The sequence below is a fragment of the Streptomyces sp. NPDC020845 genome (assembly GCF_044334165.1).
Classification (GTDB): domain Bacteria; phylum Actinomycetota; class Actinomycetes; order Streptomycetales; family Streptomycetaceae; genus Streptomyces.
Genome location: NZ_JBIRSJ010000039.1, coordinates 16823 through 35949 on the forward strand (window position 1 = coordinate 16823; position 19127 = coordinate 35949).

The following is a 19127-nucleotide window of genomic DNA, read 5'->3' on the forward strand; positions in this document are numbered from 1 at the left end:
TCGAAGTGGCAACAACCCTACGGTGTCATGAAGTTGCGGGAAGAGTCATGATGAAGCAGACCACCTCAGAACTCCGCAAACCCTCTCAGACTGTGTCGATATGCGGCTCCGCCGCGCGGCCAACCAATCTTTTGGGTACCGCTCTTGCGTGACCTCACCCCCCGACTTAACCTCAGCGCAATATCGAAGCGCTTCGACCATCGGTCGCACGGCGGGTACGCCACGAAGGGTTGACGCAATGTCGAACTCCCAGGCTTCGGCCTCCACTTCCACTCCGAGCCGGAGAACCGTCCTGTCCTCCGCGGCCGTCGCCGCGGTGGCCGTCGCGGGAGGGGTCCCGCTGCTGTCCGCGTGCTCCACCGAGGAGTCCACCGGCAAGGGCGGTACGACATCCGGCAAGGACCTGAAGAAGCTGCTGCCGACCTATGCGGCCTCCCAGGTGGTGAAGCCCGACATCCCGAGCGTGAACGGCTCGAGCCCCGGATTCACCCAGGCCAAGCCCACCGCCGAGCTGGTCGCCTCCGTCAAGGGCAAACCGGGCAAGGGCGGCAGCTACACCGTCTTCGAACCGCTGTGGGGCACCCCGCCGCCCAAGAACAGCGCCTACTACAAGGCCGTCAACGAAGCCCTGGGCGCGAAGATCACCTTCCAGCCGCAGGACGGCAACACGTACGGCGAAAAGCTCAGCGCCGTCCTGGCCTCCGGGGACATCGCGGACATCGTGATGATCCCGCAGTGGGAGATGGGCGGAAAGCTACAGGGAGCGATCAGCGCCAAGTTCGCCGACCTCGGCCCGTATCTCTCCGGCGACAAGGTCAAGAAGTACCCCAACCTCGCCGCCATCCCCACCGCCGCCTGGCAGATGTCGGTCTTCGGCGGCAAGCTCCGCGGACTGCCCATGCCCGCCCGTCCGCTCAGCGGTGTGATCCCCTTCTACCGGGAGGACATCTTCAAGAAGGAGGGCTACGAGGTTCCCAAGAGCGCCGATGAATTCCTCGCCCTCGCCAAGGAGATCACCCGGCCCAAGAGCAAGGTGTGGGCGTGCGAGGACATGTGGTGGTCGGCACAGATCATCTTCGGCTGCCCGGGGGAGAAGCCGTTCTACTGGGTGGAGAAGGACGGCAAGCTCGTCCACAAGGTCGAGCTGGACAACTATCTCGAGGCCCTGGAGTGGTGCCGCAAGCTCTTCAAGAGCGGCTACGTCCACCCCGACGCGGTCGCGGGCAAGGCCAACGACTCGCTCACCCGCTTCACCTCCGGCCAGTCGCTCATCATGAACGACGGCGACGCCAAGTGGTACGGCGCCACCTTCGAACAGGCCGAGCCCAACCCCGACTTCAAGATCCAGGGGATGGACTACTTCGGCGCCGACGGCGGCGACCCCACCCTCTACCTGGGCCCGCCCGCCAACATCTGGTCCTTCCTCAACAAGAAGCTCTCCAAGGACCGGATCGAGGAGATCCTGGCCGTCGCCAACTACATCGCCGCGCCCTACGGCACCAAGGAGCAGCGTCTGATCGACTACGGCGTCGAGGGCGTGCACCACACCATGAAGCACGGCGCCCCGGTCAAGAACTCCAAGGGCGTCACCGAGGTCCAGGACACCTACCGCTTCATCGTCTCGCCCGAGGCCACCGTCGCGTACCCGGACTTCCCGCAGATGGTGAAGGACTACTGCGGCTGGATGCAGCGCATGGGCAAGTTCGTCAAGAAGCCCGTGTTCTACGGCATGCAGATCCAGGAGCCCAACCGCTACGCCTCCCTCTACACCCCCTTCGAGGACCTGGCCAAGGACGTCGTACGCGGCCGCAAGTCCATCCGCGACGCCCAGAGCGCCATCAGCGACTGGCGCAGCGGCGGCGGTGACAAGCTCCGCGACTGGTACGCGAAGCTCCTCGACAAGAACGGCAGCGGCGCCTGATGGCACTGGACACCGGCAGCCGGGCCGGTGAACCGCGCCGCGCGAGATCCGCGCGGCGCGGCGGCCCCGGCAGCCCCGACGACTCCGCCGCGTCCGCCCCGCCGCCCGCCGTGCCGGACGGCGGCATCCGGTGGTGGCAGCGGCTGCGCCGGGACCGCACCCTGCTGCTGATGGTGGCGCCCGCCGTCGGCCTGCTCGCGCTGTTCAACTACGTCCCGCTGATCTGGACCACGGTCGCCTTCAAGGACTACGACCCGTTCACCCAGGGCCTGTGGACCAGCCCCTGGGTCGGCCTCGACAACTTCAACCTCCTCTTCGACGACAGCCGCTTCTGGGACGCCTTCACCAACACCCTCGGCATCACCTTCATCCAGCTGGTGCTCTTCTTCCCTCTCACCATCGCGCTCGCCCTGCTGGTCAACAGCGTGCTCAGCCAGCGGATCCGGGGGCTGGTGCAGTCGATCCTCTACCTGCCGCACTTCTTCTCCTGGGTGCTGGTCATCACCGTCTTCCAGCAGATGCTGGGCGGGGCCGGGCTGCTCGCCCAGCAACTGCGCCAACACGGGTACGAGGGCTTCGACCTGATGACCGACCCCGGCGTCTTCAAGTTCCTGGTCACCGCGCAGCTGGTGTGGAAGGACGGCGGCTGGGGCGTCATCGTCTTCCTGGCCGCCCTCTCCGCCGTCAGCCAGGACCTGTACGAGGCGGCGGCGGTGGACGGGGCGAACCGCTGGCGGCGGATGTGGCATGTGACGCTGCCCGCGCTGCGCCCGGTGATCGCCCTGCTGCTGGTGTTGCGTGTCGGCGACTCGCTCACCGTGGGCTTCGAACAGATCCTGCTGCAGCGCGACGCGGTGGGGCCGGGCGCCTCCGAGGTCTTCGACACCTATGTGTGGTGGGTCGGCATCGCCAACACCGACTACGGGATCGCCGCCGCGGGCGGCCTGATCAAGGGCGCCTTCAGCCTGGTGCTCGTCCTGATCGCCAACAAAGTCGCCCACATGCTCGGCGAGCAGGGGGTCTACCAGAAATGACGGTGACGGTGACAAAGACGGTGATGGTGACATGACGGTGACCGCGCAGAGGGCCGCCGTGCCGCCCGCCCCGGCCGCCCCGCCACGCCGCGACAGCAGACGTCCGGTGTGGGAGGAGGAGCCGAGCAAGGCCGGCCAGGGGGTCAAGGGCGCCACTCTGGTCGGGGTGTGCCTGGCGATCCTCGGGCCGCTGTGGGTGGTGGTGGTCACCAGCCTCTCCGACCAGAAGGCCATCACCGACGCCGGCGGGCTGGTCATCGTGCCCAAGACGATCACCTTCCGGGCGTACTCCGAACTGCTCGGCGGCGGCACGGTCACCCGCGCGGCGATCGTCAGCCTCGCCCTGACGGCCGTGGGCACGGTGATCAGTACGGTGGTCTCGATCCTGTGCGCGTACGGACTGTCGCGCCGCGGGTCGTTCCTGCACCGGCCGATCCTGATGGTGCTGCTCGTCACCATGTTCTTCAACGCCGGTCTGATCCCGACCTATCTGCTGGTCACCGGGGTCGGCCTGGAGGGCAGTTACTGGTCGATGATCCTGCCCAGCGCCATCTCGGTCTTCAACATCCTGGTGCTGCGCTCCTTCTTCCAGACCACCGCGCCCGAACTGATCGACAGCGCCCGGATCGACGGTGCGGGGGAGTGGCGGATCCTGCTGCAGATCGTGATGCCGCTGTCCAAGGCGGTCATCGCGGTCGTCTCGCTCTTCTACGCGGTCGGCTACTGGAGCCAGTGGTTCAACGCGATGCTCTACCTGAACGACCAGGACATGTGGCCGCTCCAGATGATCCTGCGCCAGTTGGTCATCAAGCAGCAGGCGCCCCAGGGCATGTCCCAGATGATCTCCAGCAGCCAGGTCCCGGGCCTGGCGGTCCAGATGGCCGTCATGGTGCTCGCGCTGATCCCGGTCGTGGTGCTCTACCCCTTCGTCCAGAAGCACTTCACCAAGGGCATGCTCACCGGCGCCATCAAGGGCTAGCCCCGCGCCACTTTCCTTTGTCGGCCGATCCGAAGCGAGAGAGCGATGCCCGAGCTGAGCGATGTCACCCGCGGCCGCATCCTCTACGGCGGCGACTACAACCCCGAGCAGTGGCCGCGGAGCGTCTGGCGCGAGGACGTACGGCTGATGCGCGAGGCCCAGGTCACCACCGCCACCGTCGGGGTCTTCTCCTGGGCCAGGCTGGAACCGCGCCCCGGCGCCCGCGACTTCGGCTGGCTGGACGAGGTCCTGGATCTGCTCCACGAGGGCGGTATCGAGGTGTGCCTGGCCACCCCGACCGCCTCCCCGCCCCCGTGGATGGGCGCCCGCCACCCCGAGACCCTGCCGCGCGACGAGCGAGGCGCCACCGTCTGGTACGGCGCGCGCAACCAGTTCTGCGCCTCCTCCCCGCTCTACCGCGAGTACGCGCTTGCGCATCACCGAGGACCTGGCGGAGCGCTACGGCGGCCACCCGGCGGTGCGTATGTGGCACGTCGGCAACGAATACGGCACCCACTGCTGGTGCGACACCACCGCCCGCCACTTCCGCCGCTGGCTGCGCACCCGGTACGGCGGTCTCGACGCGCTCAACGAGGCATGGGGCACGGCCTTCTGGAGCCAGCGCTACGACTCGTGGGAGGAGATCATTCCGCCCCGTCGCGCCCAGTACCTGATCAACCCCACCCAGGCGCTGGACTTCCGCCGCTTCACCAGCGACGCCCTGCTGGAGTGTTTCACCGCCGAACGCGACGTCCTGGCCGCCCGCACCCCGCACATCCCGGTCACCACCAACTTCATGCCGCTGTTCATCGGCCAGGACGGCTGGGCACGGGCGGCCGAGGAGGACGTGGTCTCCGTCGACATCTACCCCGACCCCGCCGACGAGGCGGGGCTGCGGCCGCCGCTGCCCGGCCTCCCCGAGGGCGTGGAGGCCGTGTTCCGCGGCGAGCACCTCTTCCTCCTCAACCACGGCCGCACCCCCGCGGTCGTCCCCCTCCCGTCCGCGCGGACCGACCTGCTCACCGGCCGCGTGTACGACGCACAGATCGACCTCGGCCGCTATGCGGCCGTGGTCCTCGCTCCGCATGATTCCCCCCACCCGAAGGGAGCAGCACCGTGCACCGAAAGGCTCGAAAGCTCTTCCTGACCCCGCTGTTCGCGCTCCTCGCGCTCATCGGCTTCGCCGCCGCCCCCGCCCACGCGGCCACCTGGTCCTCCTCGGACCAGTGGGGCAACTGGTCCAACGGCGGCTACACGCTCTACAACAACATCTGGGGCTCCGGCGCCGGATCCCAGACCATCTGGGCCAACTCGTACACCGACTGGGGCGTCTGGGCCAACCACCCCAACACCGGCGGCATCAAGTCCTACCCCAACGCCAAACGGGTCGTCGGCAAGAAGGTCAGCGCCATAGGCAGCCTGAACAGCAGCTACAACGTCACCGTGCCGTCCTCGGGCGCGTACAACACCTCGTACGACATCTGGGACACCAACTACGACTACGAGATCATGCTCTGGATGAACAAGACCGGCCCGGTCGGTCCGCTCGGCACCTCCCAGGGCAGCCTCACCCTCGGCGGCCACAGCTGGACCGTCTACAAGGGCAGCAACGGCGCCAATGAGGTCTTCTCCTTCATCCGCACGTCAAACTCCAATTCCGGCTCCGTGGACATCAAGGCCATCGTGAACTGGATCAAGAACACCAAGGGCTGGTTCGGCGACGTCACCATCGGCGACGTCCAGTTCGGCTACGAGATCACCTCCTCGTCCGGCGGTCTGGACTTCAAGACCAACAGCTTCAACGTCTCCTTCAGCTGATCCCGCCTGCCCGACCGTGTGCCGCCGCTCCCTGGGGGCGGCGGCACACGGCGCTCAGGAGCGCCTGCCTCGCATTCGACGCAAGCCCCCCGCGCACACCCCGCACAGGGCGCCCCACAGGGCGTTGACGGCAAAGAGCGGGACGATCGAGATCGGATGGGCGAGCGGCCCTTGCAGCCGCCCGGTCAGCAAGGGCGAGAGGACAGCGCTCAGCACGAGGACGGCGAGCGCGTATCCGAGACCGGCCGCGACCAGCGTCGGCACGGGCTCGCGGGCGGTGCCGAGACCCACGACGAGGATCCAGGTCAGCGAGATGGCCGCGGTGAGGACCAGGGGCGCCGCCGGCTTCCCGAGCGCGTCGCTCAGGCCCGTGATGGAGCACAGGGGCCGGATCAGCGCGACGGCGGTCAGGCCCGCCACCAGCGGCGGATGGATCCGGCGCGGCAGCGGTCGGCGGGGGCGGCGCTCGTCGGGTGCGTTCATGACCGCATCGTCGAAGGCAGGCCCGCGCGGTGGCATCGGTCCGCCGCCGACACCCGCCGTACCACTCCGGTTGTGGCCCAAGCGTCCCGCGTACTCCCCGGGTTGCGGGGGCGGGCCCGCTCGTTCCGCCGTGCGGAGGAAGGGCACGCACGCGGGGCGGCCCTAGGCTGAGCGCATGCTCTCCCATGGCACTGTCGCCCGCCTCCGGCCGCCGCGCGGCCGCTGGGCGGACGCGACGTTGGCCGGCGGTGTCTTCACGCTGGCGGTCGTCGGCGGCATGGGACCGCTGGTGGGCGAGCGCGCGGAGCCCTGGCCGGTCACCGTCTTCGGCCTGGCGATGATCGCCGCCGCCAGTGGCGCACTCTGGTTCCGCCGCCGCCGACCCGTGGCCGTCGCCCTCGGCGTGCTGGCCGCCACCGCGGCGTACTACCTCGTCAGCGTCTACGACGGGCCCCTCCTCGTCGCGTTCGTGGTCGCGCTGTACGCGGTCGCGGCCGAGGGGCTGCTGCGGGCGGCCGTCGCCCTCGCCGCGCTCAGCGTCGTCGCCGTCGGCGTCGGCACGCTGGCGGGCAACGAGGACGTCAACGGGGTCGCCCTCTTCATGCTCACCGGCTGGCTGGTCGCGGTGGTCGCGCTCGGCTGGGTGCGCCACAGCCGCCAGGCGTACGTCCACGAGGTGGAGCAGCGAGCGGCCGGTGAGGAGCGGCTGCGCATCGCGCGGGAGCTGCACGATGTCGTCGGCCACCACATCTCCCTCATCAGCGTCCAGTCCACGGCCGCCCTGCACCGGATCGAGAAGGACCCGGCGCAGGCCCGGACGGCTCTCGCCGCGATCAAGTCCTCCAGCCGCGAGGCGCTGCGCGAGCTGCGGGCGACCCTCGGGGTGCTGCGGCAGGTCGACGAGGAGGCGCCCACGGCGCCGCCGCCGGGCCTGGCCCGGATCGGTGAACTCGTCGAGTCGGCGCGGTCGGCCGGGTTCGACGTGCGCGCGCACACCAGCGGCGAGCCGGAGCCGCTGCCCATCGAAGTGGAGTTGGCCGCGTACCGCATCGTCCAGGAATCGCTGACCAATGTGACCCGGCACTCCCGGGCCACCGCCGTCACCGTCCATGTCTCACACGCGCCCCGCGAGGTCCGGATCGAGATCACCGACAACGGACGGGGCCCGGCCCGCACCGTGCCCGGCAGCGGCATCAGCGGCATGCGCGAGCGCGCCCGCGCGCTGGGCGGCGAGCTGATCACGGGTCCCGGCGGGGACGGCGGATTCGCCGTACGGGCCCGGCTGCCGCACGGGAACGGAGCGTCCCCACAGTCATGATCAAGGTCTTGCTCGCGGACGACCAGCGGCTGGTGCGGGCCGGATTCCGCTCGATCCTCGAGGACGAGGACGACATCACGGTGGTGGCCGAGGCGGGCGACGGCGACGAGGCCGTCGCGGCCTGCCGCGAGACGCGCCCAGATGTGGCGCTGCTGGACATCCGGATGCCCGGGACCGACGGCCTTCAGGCGGCCGGGCGGATCACCGCCGACCCCCGTCTGGAGAGCGTCAAGGTCGTCATCCTGACCACCTTCGACCTGGACGACTACATCTACGGCGCGCTGCGCGCCGGCGCCACCGGCTTCCTGGTCAAGGACACCGAACCGGAGGAGCTGATCCACGCCGTACGGGTGGCGCACCGCGGCGACGCGCTGATCAGCCCCTCCGTCACACGGCGGCTCATCGCGGAGTTCGCCGGACGGGTCCAGGCCCCCGAGCCCGGCCCCAGGCTGCGCGCCCTCACCGACCGCGAGCGGGAGGTGATGCGGCTGGTGGCCGCCGGGCTGACGAACGACGAGATCGCCGCCCGGCTGGTGCTCAGCCCGGCCACCGCCAAGACCCACGTCAGCCGCATCATGACCAAGCTGGACGTCCGGGACCGCTCCCAACTGGTGGTGCTGGCCTACGAGTCGGGCATGGTCAGCCCCCGCTGGCTGACGCGCTAAGCGGCCCCGGGGGTCGCTTAGCCACACGACCGGGGGAGTACGTCGGCCGGGTGCCCGCCAACCGCTGGGGTACCGCGAGTGTCCGCCGTGGGCTGACGCCCCGGGGCGGACCGGGCCCGGATGCTTCGGGGCATGAAGTCTCCGCCGCGCGACACGACCGCGACCACCGAGCCCGACGCGGGCCGACCCCCGGGCCGATCTCCGGGCCGTACGGGTGCCTTCGGCAGCCTGGCCGCGTGGTCCCAGAGCCACCGCTGGGGCGCCCTGCTGCTGTGGATCCTCGTGGTGGCCGGGATCACCGTCGGATCGCAGGCGGCCGGCAGCGCGTACCGCAATGACTTCGCCCTGCCCGGCACCGACTCGCAGACCGCCACCGACCTGCTGACCGAGCACGGCTCCCGGCAGGCGGGAGACAGCGTGCAGATCGTCTTCAAGGACGACGGCGGGCTGCGCGCCGAGCGCGGCTCCATCGAGAAGACGCTCGACCGGGTCCGCGGCCTGCCCTCCGTCACCGAGGTGCGCGGCCCGTACGCGGACGCCTCCGCACTCTCCCGGGACGGCACCGTCGGCTACGCGACCGTCACCCTCGACGGCAAGGCGGAGGAGGTACCCAAGCGGGACATCACCAGGATCATCGACAACGCCAAGGCCGCCGAAGGGCATGGCCTCGAGGTCGCGCTCGGCGGCGAGGCGGTGCGCGGCGCCGAGGAGGAGGCGGGCGGTGCCGCGGAGGGCGCGGGCATGCTCGCCGCGCTGGTCATCCTGGTCCTGCTGTTCGGCTCGCTGATGGCGGCGGCGCTGCCGCTGGTCACCGCCTTGTTCGCGGTGGGCGGCGCCATCGGTCTGATCGCCCTGGCCTCACACCTGTTCACGGTCGCCGACTTCACCCCGCCCGTCATGATGCTCGTCGGGATCGGAGTGGGCGTGGACTACGCGCTCCTGATCTTCTACCGCTACCGGCACGAACTCATCCGCGGCGCCGACCGGCACACCGCCACCCGCACCGCGCTGGACGCCGCCGGACGCACGGTCTTCTTCGCCGGCTGCACGGTCATCATCGCCCTGCTCGGCCTGGTCGCCCTGGGCCTGGGCGCGCTTCAGGGCGTGGCGCTCGCCGTCGCGCTGACCGTTCTCGTCACCATGGCGGCGTCCCTGGTCCTGCTGCCCGCGCTGCTGGCCGTAGTCGGCGGGCGCGTCCAGCGCCAGGTGCTGCGGCGCGCCGACCGGGCCCGGGCCAAGGGAAGGGAGGAGGGCCGACGCTGGCGGGCCCTGGCCTCCGCCGTGCAGCGGCGCCCGCTGCCCGCGCTGCTGGCAGCCGTCGTGGCGCTGCTCGCGCTGTCCGCCCCGGCCCTGAGCCTGCGCCTGGGCTTCGCCGACGCGGGCAACGATCCGACCACGACCACCAGCCGCCGGGCCTACGACCTGCTAGCCGAGGGCTTCGGACCCGGGTTCAACGGTCCGCTGGTAGTGGTGAGCCGGGGCGACGCGGCGGCCGCCAGGGAGCTGCGGACCACGCTCGCCCGTACGGAAGGCATCGCCGCCACCACACCGCCGCTGCCCTCCGAGGACGGCGCCGTCTCCACCGTCCTCGCCTTCCCCCGCACCTCCCCGCAGGACGAGGGCACCGCCGATCTCGTCCACACGCTGCGCGACCGCGTCCTGCCGCGGCTCGGCGAACGCACCGGCGCCGACTACCTGGTGGGCGGGTCCACGGCCGCCGCGCAGGACTTCGCCGACTCCGTCGCGGACCGGATGCCGCTGTTCGTCGCCGTCGTCGTCGGCCTCTCCACGCTGCTGCTCATGGCGGTCTTCCGCTCCCTGCTGATCCCGCTGAAGGCCGCGCTGCTCAACCTGCTGTCCATCGCCGCCGCGCTGGGCGTGATCACGCTGGTCTTCCAGCACGGCTGGTTCGGGGTACAGCCCGGCCCGATCGAGGCGTTCATCCCCGTGATGATCTTCGCGATCGTCTTCGGCCTCTCCATGGACTACGAGGTGTTCCTCGTCTCCCGTATGCATGAGGAGTGGGAGCGGACGAAGGACCACTCCCACGCGGTCCGCGAGGGTCTCGCGGCCACCGGCAAGGTGATCACGGCGGCCGGCGCCATCATGATCGTGGTGTTCGCCGCCTTTGTGCTCAGCCCGAGCCGTATGCTCCAGCAGTTCGGCCTGGGGCTCGCGGTGGCCGTCCTGCTGGACGCCGTGGTGATCCGCTGCCTGATCGTGCCGGCGGTCATGCGGCTGCTCGGCAGGCGCGCCTGGTGGCTGCCCGCGCCCCTCGCCCGGCTGCTGCCGAAGGTGGCGCTCGAGCGGCCGGACGCCGGCTGAGGAGACCTGAGGCGACCTGAGGAGACCTGAGGCGACCTGAGGCGAGCGGTACCGGCCGGCGCGCCCGGACAGCCCCGGGCGCGCCGGCCGGCGACGGGCCGTCAGGGCTCCCGTACCGGCAGCCGCGCGTCGTCGCGTAGGAACAGCGGGATCCGGTCCAGCGGGGCGGGCACGGTCACCGTCGTACCGCCCTCCCAGCTCTCGCCCGTCCAGGCGTCCGTCCAGCGCGCCCCCGCCGGGAGATAGGCGGTCCGCTCGGTCGCGCCCGCATCGAGGACCGGAGCGACCAGCAGGTCGGGGCCCAGCAGAAAGGCGTCCGCGACGCCCCAGGCCGCCTCGTCGCCGGGGAACTCGAGGAAGAGCGGGCGCATGGGCGGCAGCCCCTCCTCATGGGCGGCGCGCATCTGCGCCAGTACGTACGGCTTGAGCCGTTCACGCAGCCGCAGATACGAGCCGAGGATGCGCTCGGCCTCCTCGCCGTACGACCACACCTCGTTCGGGCCGCCGGTCATCCCGGGCCCCAGCGGCAGCCCCGGGTCGCGGAAGCCGTGCAGCCGCATGATCGGCGACAGCGCGCCGAACTGGAACCAGCGGATCAGCACCTCGCGGTACGCCGGGTCGTCCGGATCGCCGCCGTGGAAGCCGCCGATGTCGGTGTTCCACCACGGGATACCGGAGAGGGCGACGTTCAGCCCGGCGGCGATCTGGCGGCGCAGCGTCGCGAAGTCCGTGCCGATGTCGCCGGACCACAGGGCGGCCCCGTGGCGCTGGCTGCCCGCCCACGCCGAGCGGTTGAGGGTCACCACCTCCTCCTCGCCCGCCGCGCGCATGCCCTCGTGGACCGCGCGGGCGTTCTCGCGCGGGTAGAGGTTGCCGACCTCCAGGCCAGGCCCCGCGTGGTAGCGCAGATTCGCCGGGAAGCCGGGCTTGAGCTCCGGCTCGCACGCGTCCAGCCAGAAGGCGCGGATCCCGTACGGCTCCAGGTAGTTCGCCCGCACCCGCGACCACATGAACTCCCGGGCCTCGGGATGAGTCGCGTCGTAGAAGGCGACGTGGATCCGCTCGCCCTCGCGCACATCGGGCCAGTCGGCGTGCGCCGTGGGCCCGTACTCGGTGCCGACCAGGAAGCCCCGCTGCTCCATCGTGGCGTGGTTCTCGCTCAGCGGGGAGACCGAGGGCCACACCGAGACCACCAGCTTGATGCCCAGCTCCTCCAGCTCCCGCGTCATCGCCGCCGGATCGGGCCAGGCCGCCGGATCGAACTTCCAGTCGCCCAGATGCGTCCAGTGGAAGAAGTCGCAGATGATCGCGTCGATCGGCAGCCCGCGCCGCTTGTGCTCGCGGGCCACGGTCAGCAGCTCCTCCTGGGTGCGGTAGCGCAGCTTGCACTGCCAGAACCCGGCCGCCCACTCGGGCAGCATCGGCGCGCGGCCGGTCACCGCGGAGTAGCGGCGCTGCGCGGCCGCCGGATCCCCGGCCGTGATCCAGTAGTCGATCTGGCGGGCGCTGTCGGCGACCCAGCGGGTGCCGGTCGCGGCCAGCTCGACCCGCCCGATGGCCGGGTTGTTCCACAGCAGGGTGTAGCCGCGGCTGGAGGTGAGGACCGGGATCGTCACCTCGGAGTTGCGCTGCACCAGGTCGATCACGGCCCCCTTCTGGTCCAGCAGACCGTGCTGGTGCTGGCCGAGGCCGTAGAGCCGCTCGCCCTCGTACGCCTTGAAGCGCTGCTCGATGCGGTGGTAGCCGTTGCCCGTGGCGGTGCGCAGCCGCGGCCCCGGCCACCAGAAGTGGGCGCGCTGCTCGGCCAGCAGCTCCCGGCCGTCCTCGGTGGCCTGGAACCGGATCATGCCCTCCGCGCCGATCCGCGCGGTGATCGCGCCACAGGTCAGCGACGCCTCCCCGGTCTCGATCGCGACGCTCGCGGCCGCCTTCGGCGGACCGTCGAGGAGCGCGCCTGGCAGGTCCTCAAGCAGCGGCCCGCCGAGCCGGGCGCGGACCCGGATCGCGTCGGGCCCCCACGGCTCCAGCCGTACGGTCTCCTGCCGACCGGTCCACTCCAGCGCGCCGTCGCGCTCGCTGAAGGTGCCGACGGTGGGGGAGGACTGGGCGAGCGACGCTGAGGTGGTGGCCGGCGGTGATGGGTTCACGGGGCGCTCCTCGGGGTGCGGCGGTGGACGTACGGGGGGTGAGCTTTACGGGCGTATCGCTTCGGGGACGTACGGCTCGGCGGCGCTGCGAGGGCGGGACTTCAGGGGGCCGGGGCGGGGCTTCGGGCGAGGTCGCTTCGGGTTTCGGCAAGAGGGAGGGCGCGGAGGACGGCCGCTACGGGTCAGGGCCGGGGCCAGGACCAGGTCAGGGCGCGGCGCTCGGCGCCGGGCCCGAGCTCGCGCGTACGGTCAACTCGGGCTCCAGCAGCGCCACCTCGTCCGAGCCGTGCCCCTCCAGCTTGGCCACCACCAGCTCCACCGCCCGCCGCCCCATCTCATGCGCGGGGATCGCGACCGAGGTCAGCCGCACCGAGGCCTGGGTGGCCACCGGGTCGGGGCAGATCGCCACCACAGAGACATCCTCGGGCACCGCGCGGCCCTGCTGGCGCAGCAGGCTCAGCAGCGGGTCGATGGCGGCCTCGTTCTGCACCACGAAGCCGGTGGTGTCGGGGCGCTCGTCGAAGATCCGGGCCAGCGCCCCGGCCATGGACTCATAACTGCCCTCGCACGGCCGGTGCAGCAGGCGCAGCCCCAGTTCGCGGGCGCGGCCACGCAGCCCCTCCAGGGTCCGTACGGCGAAGCCGGTGTGGCGCTCGTACACCGCCGCCGCCTCGCCGACCACGGCGATCTCGCGGTGGCCGAGCCCTGCCAGATGTTCGGCGCACAGCGCGCCGGTCGCCGTGAAGTCCAGGTCGACGCAGGTCAGTCCGACGGTGTCGGCGGGCAGCCCGATCAGTACAGTGGGCTGGCGGGCGTCCCGCAGCAGCGGCAGCCGCTCGTCCTCCAGCTCCACATCCATCAGGATCATGGCGTCGGCGAGCCCGCTGCCGGTGACCCGGCGCACGGCCGCCGGGCCCTCCTCGCCGGTCAGCAGCAGCACGTCATAGCCGTGGGTGCGGGCGCTGGTGGCCACCGCGATGGCGATCTCCATCATCACGGGCACATACATATCGGTCCGCAGCGGCACCATCAGCGCGATGATGTTGGAGCGGCTGCTGGCGAGGGCGCGGGCGCCGGCGTTCGGGTGGTAGCCGAGCTCCTTGATGCTCTGCTCGACCCGCTCGCGGGTGGGGCCGGAGATCGAGCGTTTGCCGCTGAGGACATAACTCACCGTGCTGGCGGAGACTCCGGCGTGCCGGGCGACCTCGGCGAGGGTGACCATGCGGGACTCCGTCCGGGTCATTGAAGCGCTTCGACTGGGTTGCCGAACGGCTCTTTGCTGGCTGCGCGGATCGACAGTAGACCCGTCCGCGTTCAGTGTCCAGATAGTCGAAGCGCTTCAACGGGCTTTTTCCACCGCCTGGGGCCACACGCTTTGCCGCCCCGCCGAACCGGAGGCACACTGGCACCGTACGTGCCGGTAATGTCACGAGATCGCCAATTTCGCGGCAAGGGAGCACCCATGACCGCATCATCCGTCAGGCCGGTGTCCGAGCGCGAAGCGCGCCGGGTCGCCGAGGCAGCCCGCGAGCAGGTATGGCACAAGCCGAGCTTCGCCAAGGAACTGTTCCTCGGCCGCTTCCGGCTCGATCTGATCCACCCCCATCCCGCCCCCGCCCCGGATGACGTACGGCGCGGTGAGAAGTTCCTGGAGAAGCTGCGCGAGTTCTGCGAGACCGGTATCGACGCCGCCCGCATCGAGCGCGAGGCCAAGATCCCCGACGAGACGATCGAGGGCCTCAAGGAGCTCGGCGCGCTCGGCATGAAGATCGACCCCAAGTACGGCGGCGCCGGCCTCACCCAGGTCTACTACAACAAGGCCCTGGCCCTCGTCAGCTCGGTGAGCCCGGCCATCGGCGCGCTGCTCTCGGCCCACCAGTCCATCGGAGTGCCGCAGCCGCTCAAGCTGTTCGGCACCCAGGAGCAGAAGGACATCTTCCTGCCCCGCTGCGCCCGCACCGACATCTCGGCCTTCCTGCTCACCGAGCCGGACGTGGGATCCGACCCGGCCCGGCTCGCCACCACCGCCGTGCCCGAAGGCGACGGCTACATCCTCGACGGAGTGAAGCTGTGGACGACCAACGGGGTGGTCGCCGACCTCCTCGTGGTCATGGCCCGCGTCCCCGCGTCCGAGGGCCACAAGGGCGGTATCACCGCCTTCATCGTCGAGACGGCCTCCGAAGGCGTCACCGTCGAGAACCGCAACGCCTTCATGGGCCTGCGCGGCCTGGAGAACGGAGTGACCCGCTTCCACCGGGTCCGCGTCCCCGCCGCCAACCGCATCGGCCCGGAGGGCGCCGGGCTCAAGATCGCCCTGACCACCCTCAACACCGGCCGGCTCTCGCTGCCCGCGATGTGCGCGGGCTCCGGGAAGTGGTGTCTGAAGATTGCCCGCGAATGGTCCGCGGCCCGCGAGCAGTGGGGCAAGCCGATCGCCCGGCACGAGGCCGTCGGCGCCAAGATCTCCTTCATCGCGGCGACCACCTTCGCCCTGGAGGCCGTCATCGACCTCGCCTCCCAGATGGCCGACGAGGACCGCAACGACATCCGTATCGAAGCGGCGCTGGCCAAGCTGTACGGCAGCGAGATGGCCTGGGTGATGGCCGACGAGCTGGTCCAGATCCGCGGGGGCCGCGGCTTCGAGACCGCCGCCTCGCTCGCCGCCCGCGGCGAGCGGGCCGTCCCGGCCGAGCAGATGCTCCGTGACCTACGCATCAACCGCATCTTCGAGGGCTCGACGGAGATCATGCACCTGCTGATCGCCCGCGAGGCCGTGGACGCCCATCTGTCCGTGGCGGGCGACCTCATCGACCCGGACAAGTCCCTGTCCGACAAGGGCAAGGCGGCCGCCAAGGCCGGCGGCTTCTACGCCCGCTGGCTGCCGGGCCTGGTCACCGGCCCCGGCCAGCTCCCGCGGGCCTACGCGGAATTCCGCCCACCCGGTCACCGCGACCTCTCCCCGCATCTGCGCTACGTCGAGCGCTCGGCGCGCAAGCTCGCCCGGACCACGTTCTACGCCATGTCCCGCTGGCAGGGCCGGATGGAGACCAAGCAGGGCTTCCTCGGCCGCATCGTCGACATCGGCGCGGAACTGTTCGCCATGAGCGCCGCCTGCGTACGGGCCGAGATGCTGCGCACCACGGGCGACCACGGCGCCGAGGCGTACCAGCTGGCCGACGTCTTCTGCCGACAGGCCCGGATCCGCGCCGAGGAGCTCTTCGCCCGGCTGTGGACCAACACCGACGAGCTCGACCGCAAGGTCGTCTCGGGCGTGCTGGCGGGCTCGTACACCTGGCTGGAGGAGGGCGTGCTCGACCCCAGCGGCGACGGCCCCTGGATCGCCGACGCGACCCCCGGCCCGGCCACGAAGGAAAACGTCCACAGGCGCGTCTAAGCCCACCGTGTGGTTGCGCCCGGGTCCTCCACTCGGGCGCAACCATGAATTGAGTAACCCCTATGGCGAGCAACCAGGTCCGCGAGAGCGGCGCCGGTTCAGGCGCAAAGAGGGGCGGAGGTGCCGGACCCGGTCACCCGACCTCCGCGAGTAGGGCAACAATGGGGCAATGACGGATTCCCTCGCTGACCCGCACCTCCGTTTTCCGGCGGCCACCGCCGCCACCGGAGGCCCGCGCGACATCGTGATCCTCGGCTCCACCGGATCGGTGGGCACCCAGGCCATCGACGTGGTGCTGCGCAACCCCGACCGCTTCCGGGTGACCGGACTGTCCGCCGCCGGCGGGCGGCCCGGGCTGCTTGCCGAGCAGGCTCACCAGCTGGGGGTGCGGGTGGTCGCGGTGGCCCGGCCGGAGGCCGTGGCCGAGGTGCGCGAGGCGCTGGCCGCGCGGTACGGGGCGGGGGAGCCGCTGCCGGAGATCGTCGCGGGGCCGGACGCGGCCACCGAGCTGGCCCGCTCCGAGTGCGACACCGTGCTCAACGGCATCACCGGTTCCATCGGCCTGGCGCCCACCCTCGCCGCGCTCGAGGCCGGCCGGGTGCTCGCGCTGGCCAACAAGGAGTCGCTGATCGTCGGCGGGCCGCTGGTCAAGGCCCTGGCCAAGCCCGGGCAGATCGTGCCGGTCGACTCCGAGCACTCCGCCCTCTTCCAGGCGCTGCTCGGCGGCTCCCGGCAGGAGGTCCGCAAGCTGGTGGTCACCGCGTCCGGCGGGCCGTTCCGGGGGCGTACGAAGCAGGAGCTGACCGAGGTCACGCCCGAGCAGGCGCTGGCCCACCCCACCTGGGACATGGGCCCGGTGATCACGATCAACTCCGCGACCTTGGTCAACAAGGGGCTGGAGGTCATCGAGGCGCATCTGCTCTATGACATTCCCTTCGATCGGATTGAGGTTGTGGTCCACCCGCAGTCGTATATCCACTCGATGGTCGAATTCATTGACGGTTCCACCCTGGCGCAGGCGAGTCCGCCCGATATGCGGATGCCCATCGCGCTCGGTCTCGGCTGGCCGGACCGGGTGCCGGACGCCGCGCCCGGCTGCGACTGGACCAAGGCGCACACCTGGGAGTTCTTCCCGCTGGACAACGACGCGTTCCCCTCGATCGGCCTCTCCCGCCACGTCGGCGCGCTCGGCGGCACCGTGCCCGCCGTTTTCAACGCGGCGAACGAGGAGTGTGTGGACGCCTTCCTGGCCCGGAAGCTGCCGTTCAACGGAATCGTCGATACGGTCGCCCAAGTGGTGGCCGAACACGGCACCCCCACCGCGGGAACCCGGCTCACGGTCCAGGACGTCCTCCAGGCCGAGGCATGGGCCCGCGCCCGCGCCCGTGAACTGGCCGCCCGTGCGGCCGAAGCGACTCCGGAGGCTCGCGCATGACGGCACTGATGACGGTCCTCGGCATCGTCGTATTCGTTGTCGGACTGCTCTTCTCGATCGCCTGGCATGAGCTCGGACATCTCTCCACGGCCAAGCTCTTCGGCATCCGGGTGCCGCAGTACATGGTGGGCTTCGGTCCGACGATCTTCTCCCGGAAGAAGGGGGACACGGAGTACGGCGTCAAGGCGGTCCCGTTCGGCGGCTACATCCGCATGATCGGGATGTTCCCGCCCGGCGACGACGGGAAGATAGCGGCACGTTCCACCTCGCCGTGGCGCAGCATGATCGAGGACGCCCGGTCGGCGGCGTACGAGGAGCTCCAGCCGGGCGACGAGACCCGGATGTTCTATACGCGCAAGCCGTGGAAGCGCGTGATCGTGATGTTCGCCGGGCCGTTCATGAATCTGGTGCTCGCCGTCGCGATCTTCCTCGGCGTGATGATGGCCTTCGGCGTCAACACCCAGACCACCACCGTGGGCACCGTCCAGAAGTGTGTGGTCCCGGCCTCGGCCTCGACCGACAAGTGCCCCAAGGGTGCCAAGGACACCCCGGCCAACACGGCCGGGCTGCGGGCCCGCGACAAGATCGTCGCCTTCAACGGCGAGCCGACCTCGGACTGGAGCGCTCTCCAGCAGCGCATCCGCAAGACGGTCGGCCCCGCGACGATCACCGTCGAGCGGAACGGCGTCCGTAAGGATCTGCACGCGGTCCTCGTCAAGCACCAGGTCGCCAAGTCGGACGGGCGGGGCGGCTATGTGGAGGGAGAGTACGTCTCCGCGGGCTTCCTCGGCTTCACCCCGGCCAGTGGTGTGGTCAAGCAGTCCTTCGGCCAGTCGGTGGACCGGATGGGCAATATGGTCCAGGACGGCATCGACTCGCTGATCGCCCTGCCCTCGAAGGTCCCCGACCTGTGGAACGCGGCCTTCGGCGACGGTGAGCGCAAGGCGGACTCCCCGATGGGCGTCGTCGGCGCGGCCCGGGTCGGCGGAGAGGTCGCCAACCTGGACATCCCGGCCTCCCAGCGGGTCGCCACCATGCTGTTCCTGGTGGCCGGCTTCAACCTCTCGCTCTTCCTGTTCAACATGCTGCCGCTGCTGCCCCTGGACGGCGGGCATATCGCGGGCGCGGTGTGGGAGTCCGTACGGCGCCACACCGCCCGGCTGGTCCGGCGGCCCGACCCGGGGCCGTTCGACGTGGCCAAGATGATGCCGGTCGCCTATGTGATCGCCGGAGTGTTCATCTGCTTCACCCTGTTGGTGCTGGTGGCCGATGTGGTGAATCCGGTGAAAATCTCGTGATGATGCGAAATGCCCCGAAGTTCACCATTCGATGGACTTCGGGGCCGGAATGTGCTTGGCCCGGGCGCGGTGCCGTAACCTCGGACACCGGAGCCCGCCGATCTCGGGACCTTCATTCATGACCTTGGGGTTGCTCGCCAGATGACAGCGATTTCGCTTGGAATGCCGTCCGTTCCGATCAAGCTCGCCGACCGCAGAGTCAGCCGGAAAATCCAGGTCGGGTCGGTGGCGGTGGGCGGGGACGCGCCGGTGTCGGTGCAGTCGATGACGACGACGGTGACGGCGGATATCGGGGCGACGCTGCAGCAGA

Annotated in this window: 15 protein-coding genes and 1 pseudogene; 13 read left to right on the forward strand and 3 right to left on the reverse strand. The window is 70.5% G+C overall.

Annotated features, from left to right (window positions below; translation table 11 throughout):
• Positions 1-238: 238 nt before the first annotated feature.
• The 6 genes and pseudogenes from ACH4U7_RS51725 to ACH4U7_RS51750 all read left to right on the forward strand — a co-directional run bounded on the left by ACH4U7_RS51725 (position 239) and on the right by ACH4U7_RS51750 (position 5752).
• Entirely contained in the window at positions 239-1921 is a 1683-nt protein-coding gene (locus tag ACH4U7_RS51725; RefSeq protein ID WP_398534709.1) for an extracellular solute-binding protein, read from the forward strand.
• Positions 1921-2955, forward strand: coding sequence for an ABC transporter permease (locus tag ACH4U7_RS51730; protein WP_398534710.1), 1035 nt, complete (start codon positions 1921-1923; stop codon positions 2953-2955). The genes ACH4U7_RS51725 and ACH4U7_RS51730 overlap by 1 nt, the downstream gene beginning before the upstream one ends.
• 31 nt (positions 2956-2986) lie before the next feature.
• Positions 2987-3934: a carbohydrate ABC transporter permease gene (locus tag ACH4U7_RS51735; protein ID WP_398534711.1), complete on the forward strand. Its 948-nt coding sequence runs from the start codon at positions 2987-2989 to the stop codon at positions 3932-3934.
• Between the two features lie 45 nt (positions 3935-3979).
• Positions 3980-4826 (forward strand): annotated as a pseudogene (locus ACH4U7_RS51740) (beta-galactosidase); the annotation flags it as partial.
• A 42-nt stretch (positions 4827-4868) separates the two neighbouring features.
• Complete coding sequence (locus ACH4U7_RS51745) at positions 4869-5081, forward strand: Beta-galactosidase C-terminal domain (protein ID WP_398534721.1); 213 nt, start codon at positions 4869-4871, stop codon at positions 5079-5081.
• A complete protein-coding gene (locus tag ACH4U7_RS51750) occupies positions 5051-5752 on the forward strand; it encodes a hypothetical protein (RefSeq protein WP_398534712.1) in 702 nt (233 codons plus the stop codon). The genes ACH4U7_RS51745 and ACH4U7_RS51750 overlap by 31 nt, the downstream gene beginning before the upstream one ends.
• 54 nt (positions 5753-5806) lie before the next feature.
• Here the strand turns inward: ACH4U7_RS51750 and ACH4U7_RS51755 are convergent, their stop codons facing one another.
• On the reverse strand, positions 5807-6235 hold the full coding sequence (locus tag ACH4U7_RS51755; protein ID WP_398534713.1) for a hypothetical protein: 429 nt from the start codon (positions 6233-6235) through the stop codon (positions 5807-5809).
• A 175-nt stretch (positions 6236-6410) separates the two neighbouring features.
• Here ACH4U7_RS51755 and ACH4U7_RS51760 point away from each other — a divergent pair, with 175 nt between their 5' ends.
• From ACH4U7_RS51760 to ACH4U7_RS51770, 3 genes are all read left to right on the forward strand, one after another.
• Complete coding sequence (locus ACH4U7_RS51760; RefSeq protein ID WP_398534714.1) at positions 6411-7553, forward strand: sensor histidine kinase; 1143 nt, start codon at positions 6411-6413, stop codon at positions 7551-7553.
• The gene (locus ACH4U7_RS51765; RefSeq protein WP_014176016.1) at positions 7550-8218 is read left to right on the forward strand and encodes a response regulator transcription factor; all 669 of its coding nucleotides are present in this window, start codon (positions 7550-7552) and stop codon (positions 8216-8218) included. Before ACH4U7_RS51760 ends, ACH4U7_RS51765 begins: the two co-directional genes overlap by 4 nt.
• Before the next feature lie 132 nt (positions 8219-8350).
• Positions 8351-10543, forward strand: coding sequence for an MMPL family transporter (locus ACH4U7_RS51770; RefSeq protein WP_398534715.1), 2193 nt, complete (start codon positions 8351-8353; stop codon positions 10541-10543).
• A 101-nt stretch (positions 10544-10644) separates the two neighbouring features.
• Here ACH4U7_RS51770 and ACH4U7_RS51775 read toward each other — a convergent pair whose 3' ends face one another.
• Positions 10645-12690, reverse strand: coding sequence for a TIM-barrel domain-containing protein (locus ACH4U7_RS51775; protein ID WP_398534716.1), 2046 nt, complete (start codon positions 12688-12690; stop codon positions 10645-10647).
• Between the two features lie 205 nt (positions 12691-12895).
• Complete coding sequence (locus ACH4U7_RS51780) at positions 12896-13912, reverse strand: LacI family DNA-binding transcriptional regulator (protein WP_398534717.1); 1017 nt, start codon at positions 13910-13912, stop codon at positions 12896-12898.
• 240 nt (positions 13913-14152) lie between these two features.
• Between ACH4U7_RS51780 and ACH4U7_RS51785 the strand changes: the two genes are divergently transcribed.
• From ACH4U7_RS51785 to ACH4U7_RS51800, 4 genes are all read left to right on the forward strand, one after another.
• Positions 14153-16084 (forward strand): acyl-CoA dehydrogenase family protein, encoded by a 1932-nt coding sequence (locus tag ACH4U7_RS51785; RefSeq protein ID WP_398534718.1) that lies wholly within the window; start codon positions 14153-14155, stop codon positions 16082-16084.
• A 169-nt stretch (positions 16085-16253) separates the two neighbouring features.
• The gene (gene dxr / locus ACH4U7_RS51790) at positions 16254-17519 is read left to right on the forward strand and encodes a 1-deoxy-D-xylulose-5-phosphate reductoisomerase (protein ID WP_398534719.1); all 1266 of its coding nucleotides are present in this window, start codon (positions 16254-16256) and stop codon (positions 17517-17519) included.
• Positions 17516-18817 (forward strand): M50 family metallopeptidase, encoded by a 1302-nt coding sequence (locus ACH4U7_RS51795; protein WP_398534720.1) that lies wholly within the window; start codon positions 17516-17518, stop codon positions 18815-18817. The genes dxr and ACH4U7_RS51795 overlap by 4 nt, the downstream gene beginning before the upstream one ends.
• Positions 18818-18958: 141 nt before the next feature.
• Positions 18959-19127 (forward strand): flavodoxin-dependent (E)-4-hydroxy-3-methylbut-2-enyl-diphosphate synthase (locus tag ACH4U7_RS51800; RefSeq protein WP_353595384.1); only part of this gene is annotated, 169 nt, incomplete at its 3' end.

Excerpts from the sequence above, each read along its gene's own strand:
- ACH4U7_RS51735 (WP_398534711.1), top strand. The coding sequence starts at position 2,987 with ATGACGGTGACCGCGCAGAGGGCCGCCGTGCCGCCCGCCCCGGCCGCC.
- ACH4U7_RS51795 (WP_398534720.1), top strand. The coding sequence starts at position 17,516 with ATGACGGCACTGATGACGGTCCTCGGCATCGTCGTATTCGTTGTCGGA.
- dxr (WP_398534719.1), top strand. The coding sequence starts at position 16,254 with ATGACGGATTCCCTCGCTGACCCGCACCTCCGTTTTCCGGCGGCCACC.
- ACH4U7_RS51760 (WP_398534714.1), top strand. The coding sequence starts at position 6,411 with ATGCTCTCCCATGGCACTGTCGCCCGCCTCCGGCCGCCGCGCGGCCGC.
- ACH4U7_RS51785 (WP_398534718.1), top strand. The coding sequence starts at position 14,153 with ATGACCGCATCATCCGTCAGGCCGGTGTCCGAGCGCGAAGCGCGCCGG.
- ACH4U7_RS51765 (WP_014176016.1), top strand. The coding sequence starts at position 7,550 with ATGATCAAGGTCTTGCTCGCGGACGACCAGCGGCTGGTGCGGGCCGGA.
- ACH4U7_RS51770 (WP_398534715.1), top strand. The coding sequence starts at position 8,351 with ATGAAGTCTCCGCCGCGCGACACGACCGCGACCACCGAGCCCGACGCG.
- ACH4U7_RS51725 (WP_398534709.1), top strand. The coding sequence starts at position 239 with ATGTCGAACTCCCAGGCTTCGGCCTCCACTTCCACTCCGAGCCGGAGA.
- ACH4U7_RS51730 (WP_398534710.1), top strand. The coding sequence starts at position 1,921 with ATGGCACTGGACACCGGCAGCCGGGCCGGTGAACCGCGCCGCGCGAGA.
- ACH4U7_RS51780 (WP_398534717.1), bottom strand. The coding sequence starts at position 13,912 with ATGGTCACCCTCGCCGAGGTCGCCCGGCACGCCGGAGTCTCCGCCAGC.
- ACH4U7_RS51755 (WP_398534713.1), bottom strand. The coding sequence starts at position 6,235 with ATGAACGCACCCGACGAGCGCCGCCCCCGCCGACCGCTGCCGCGCCGG.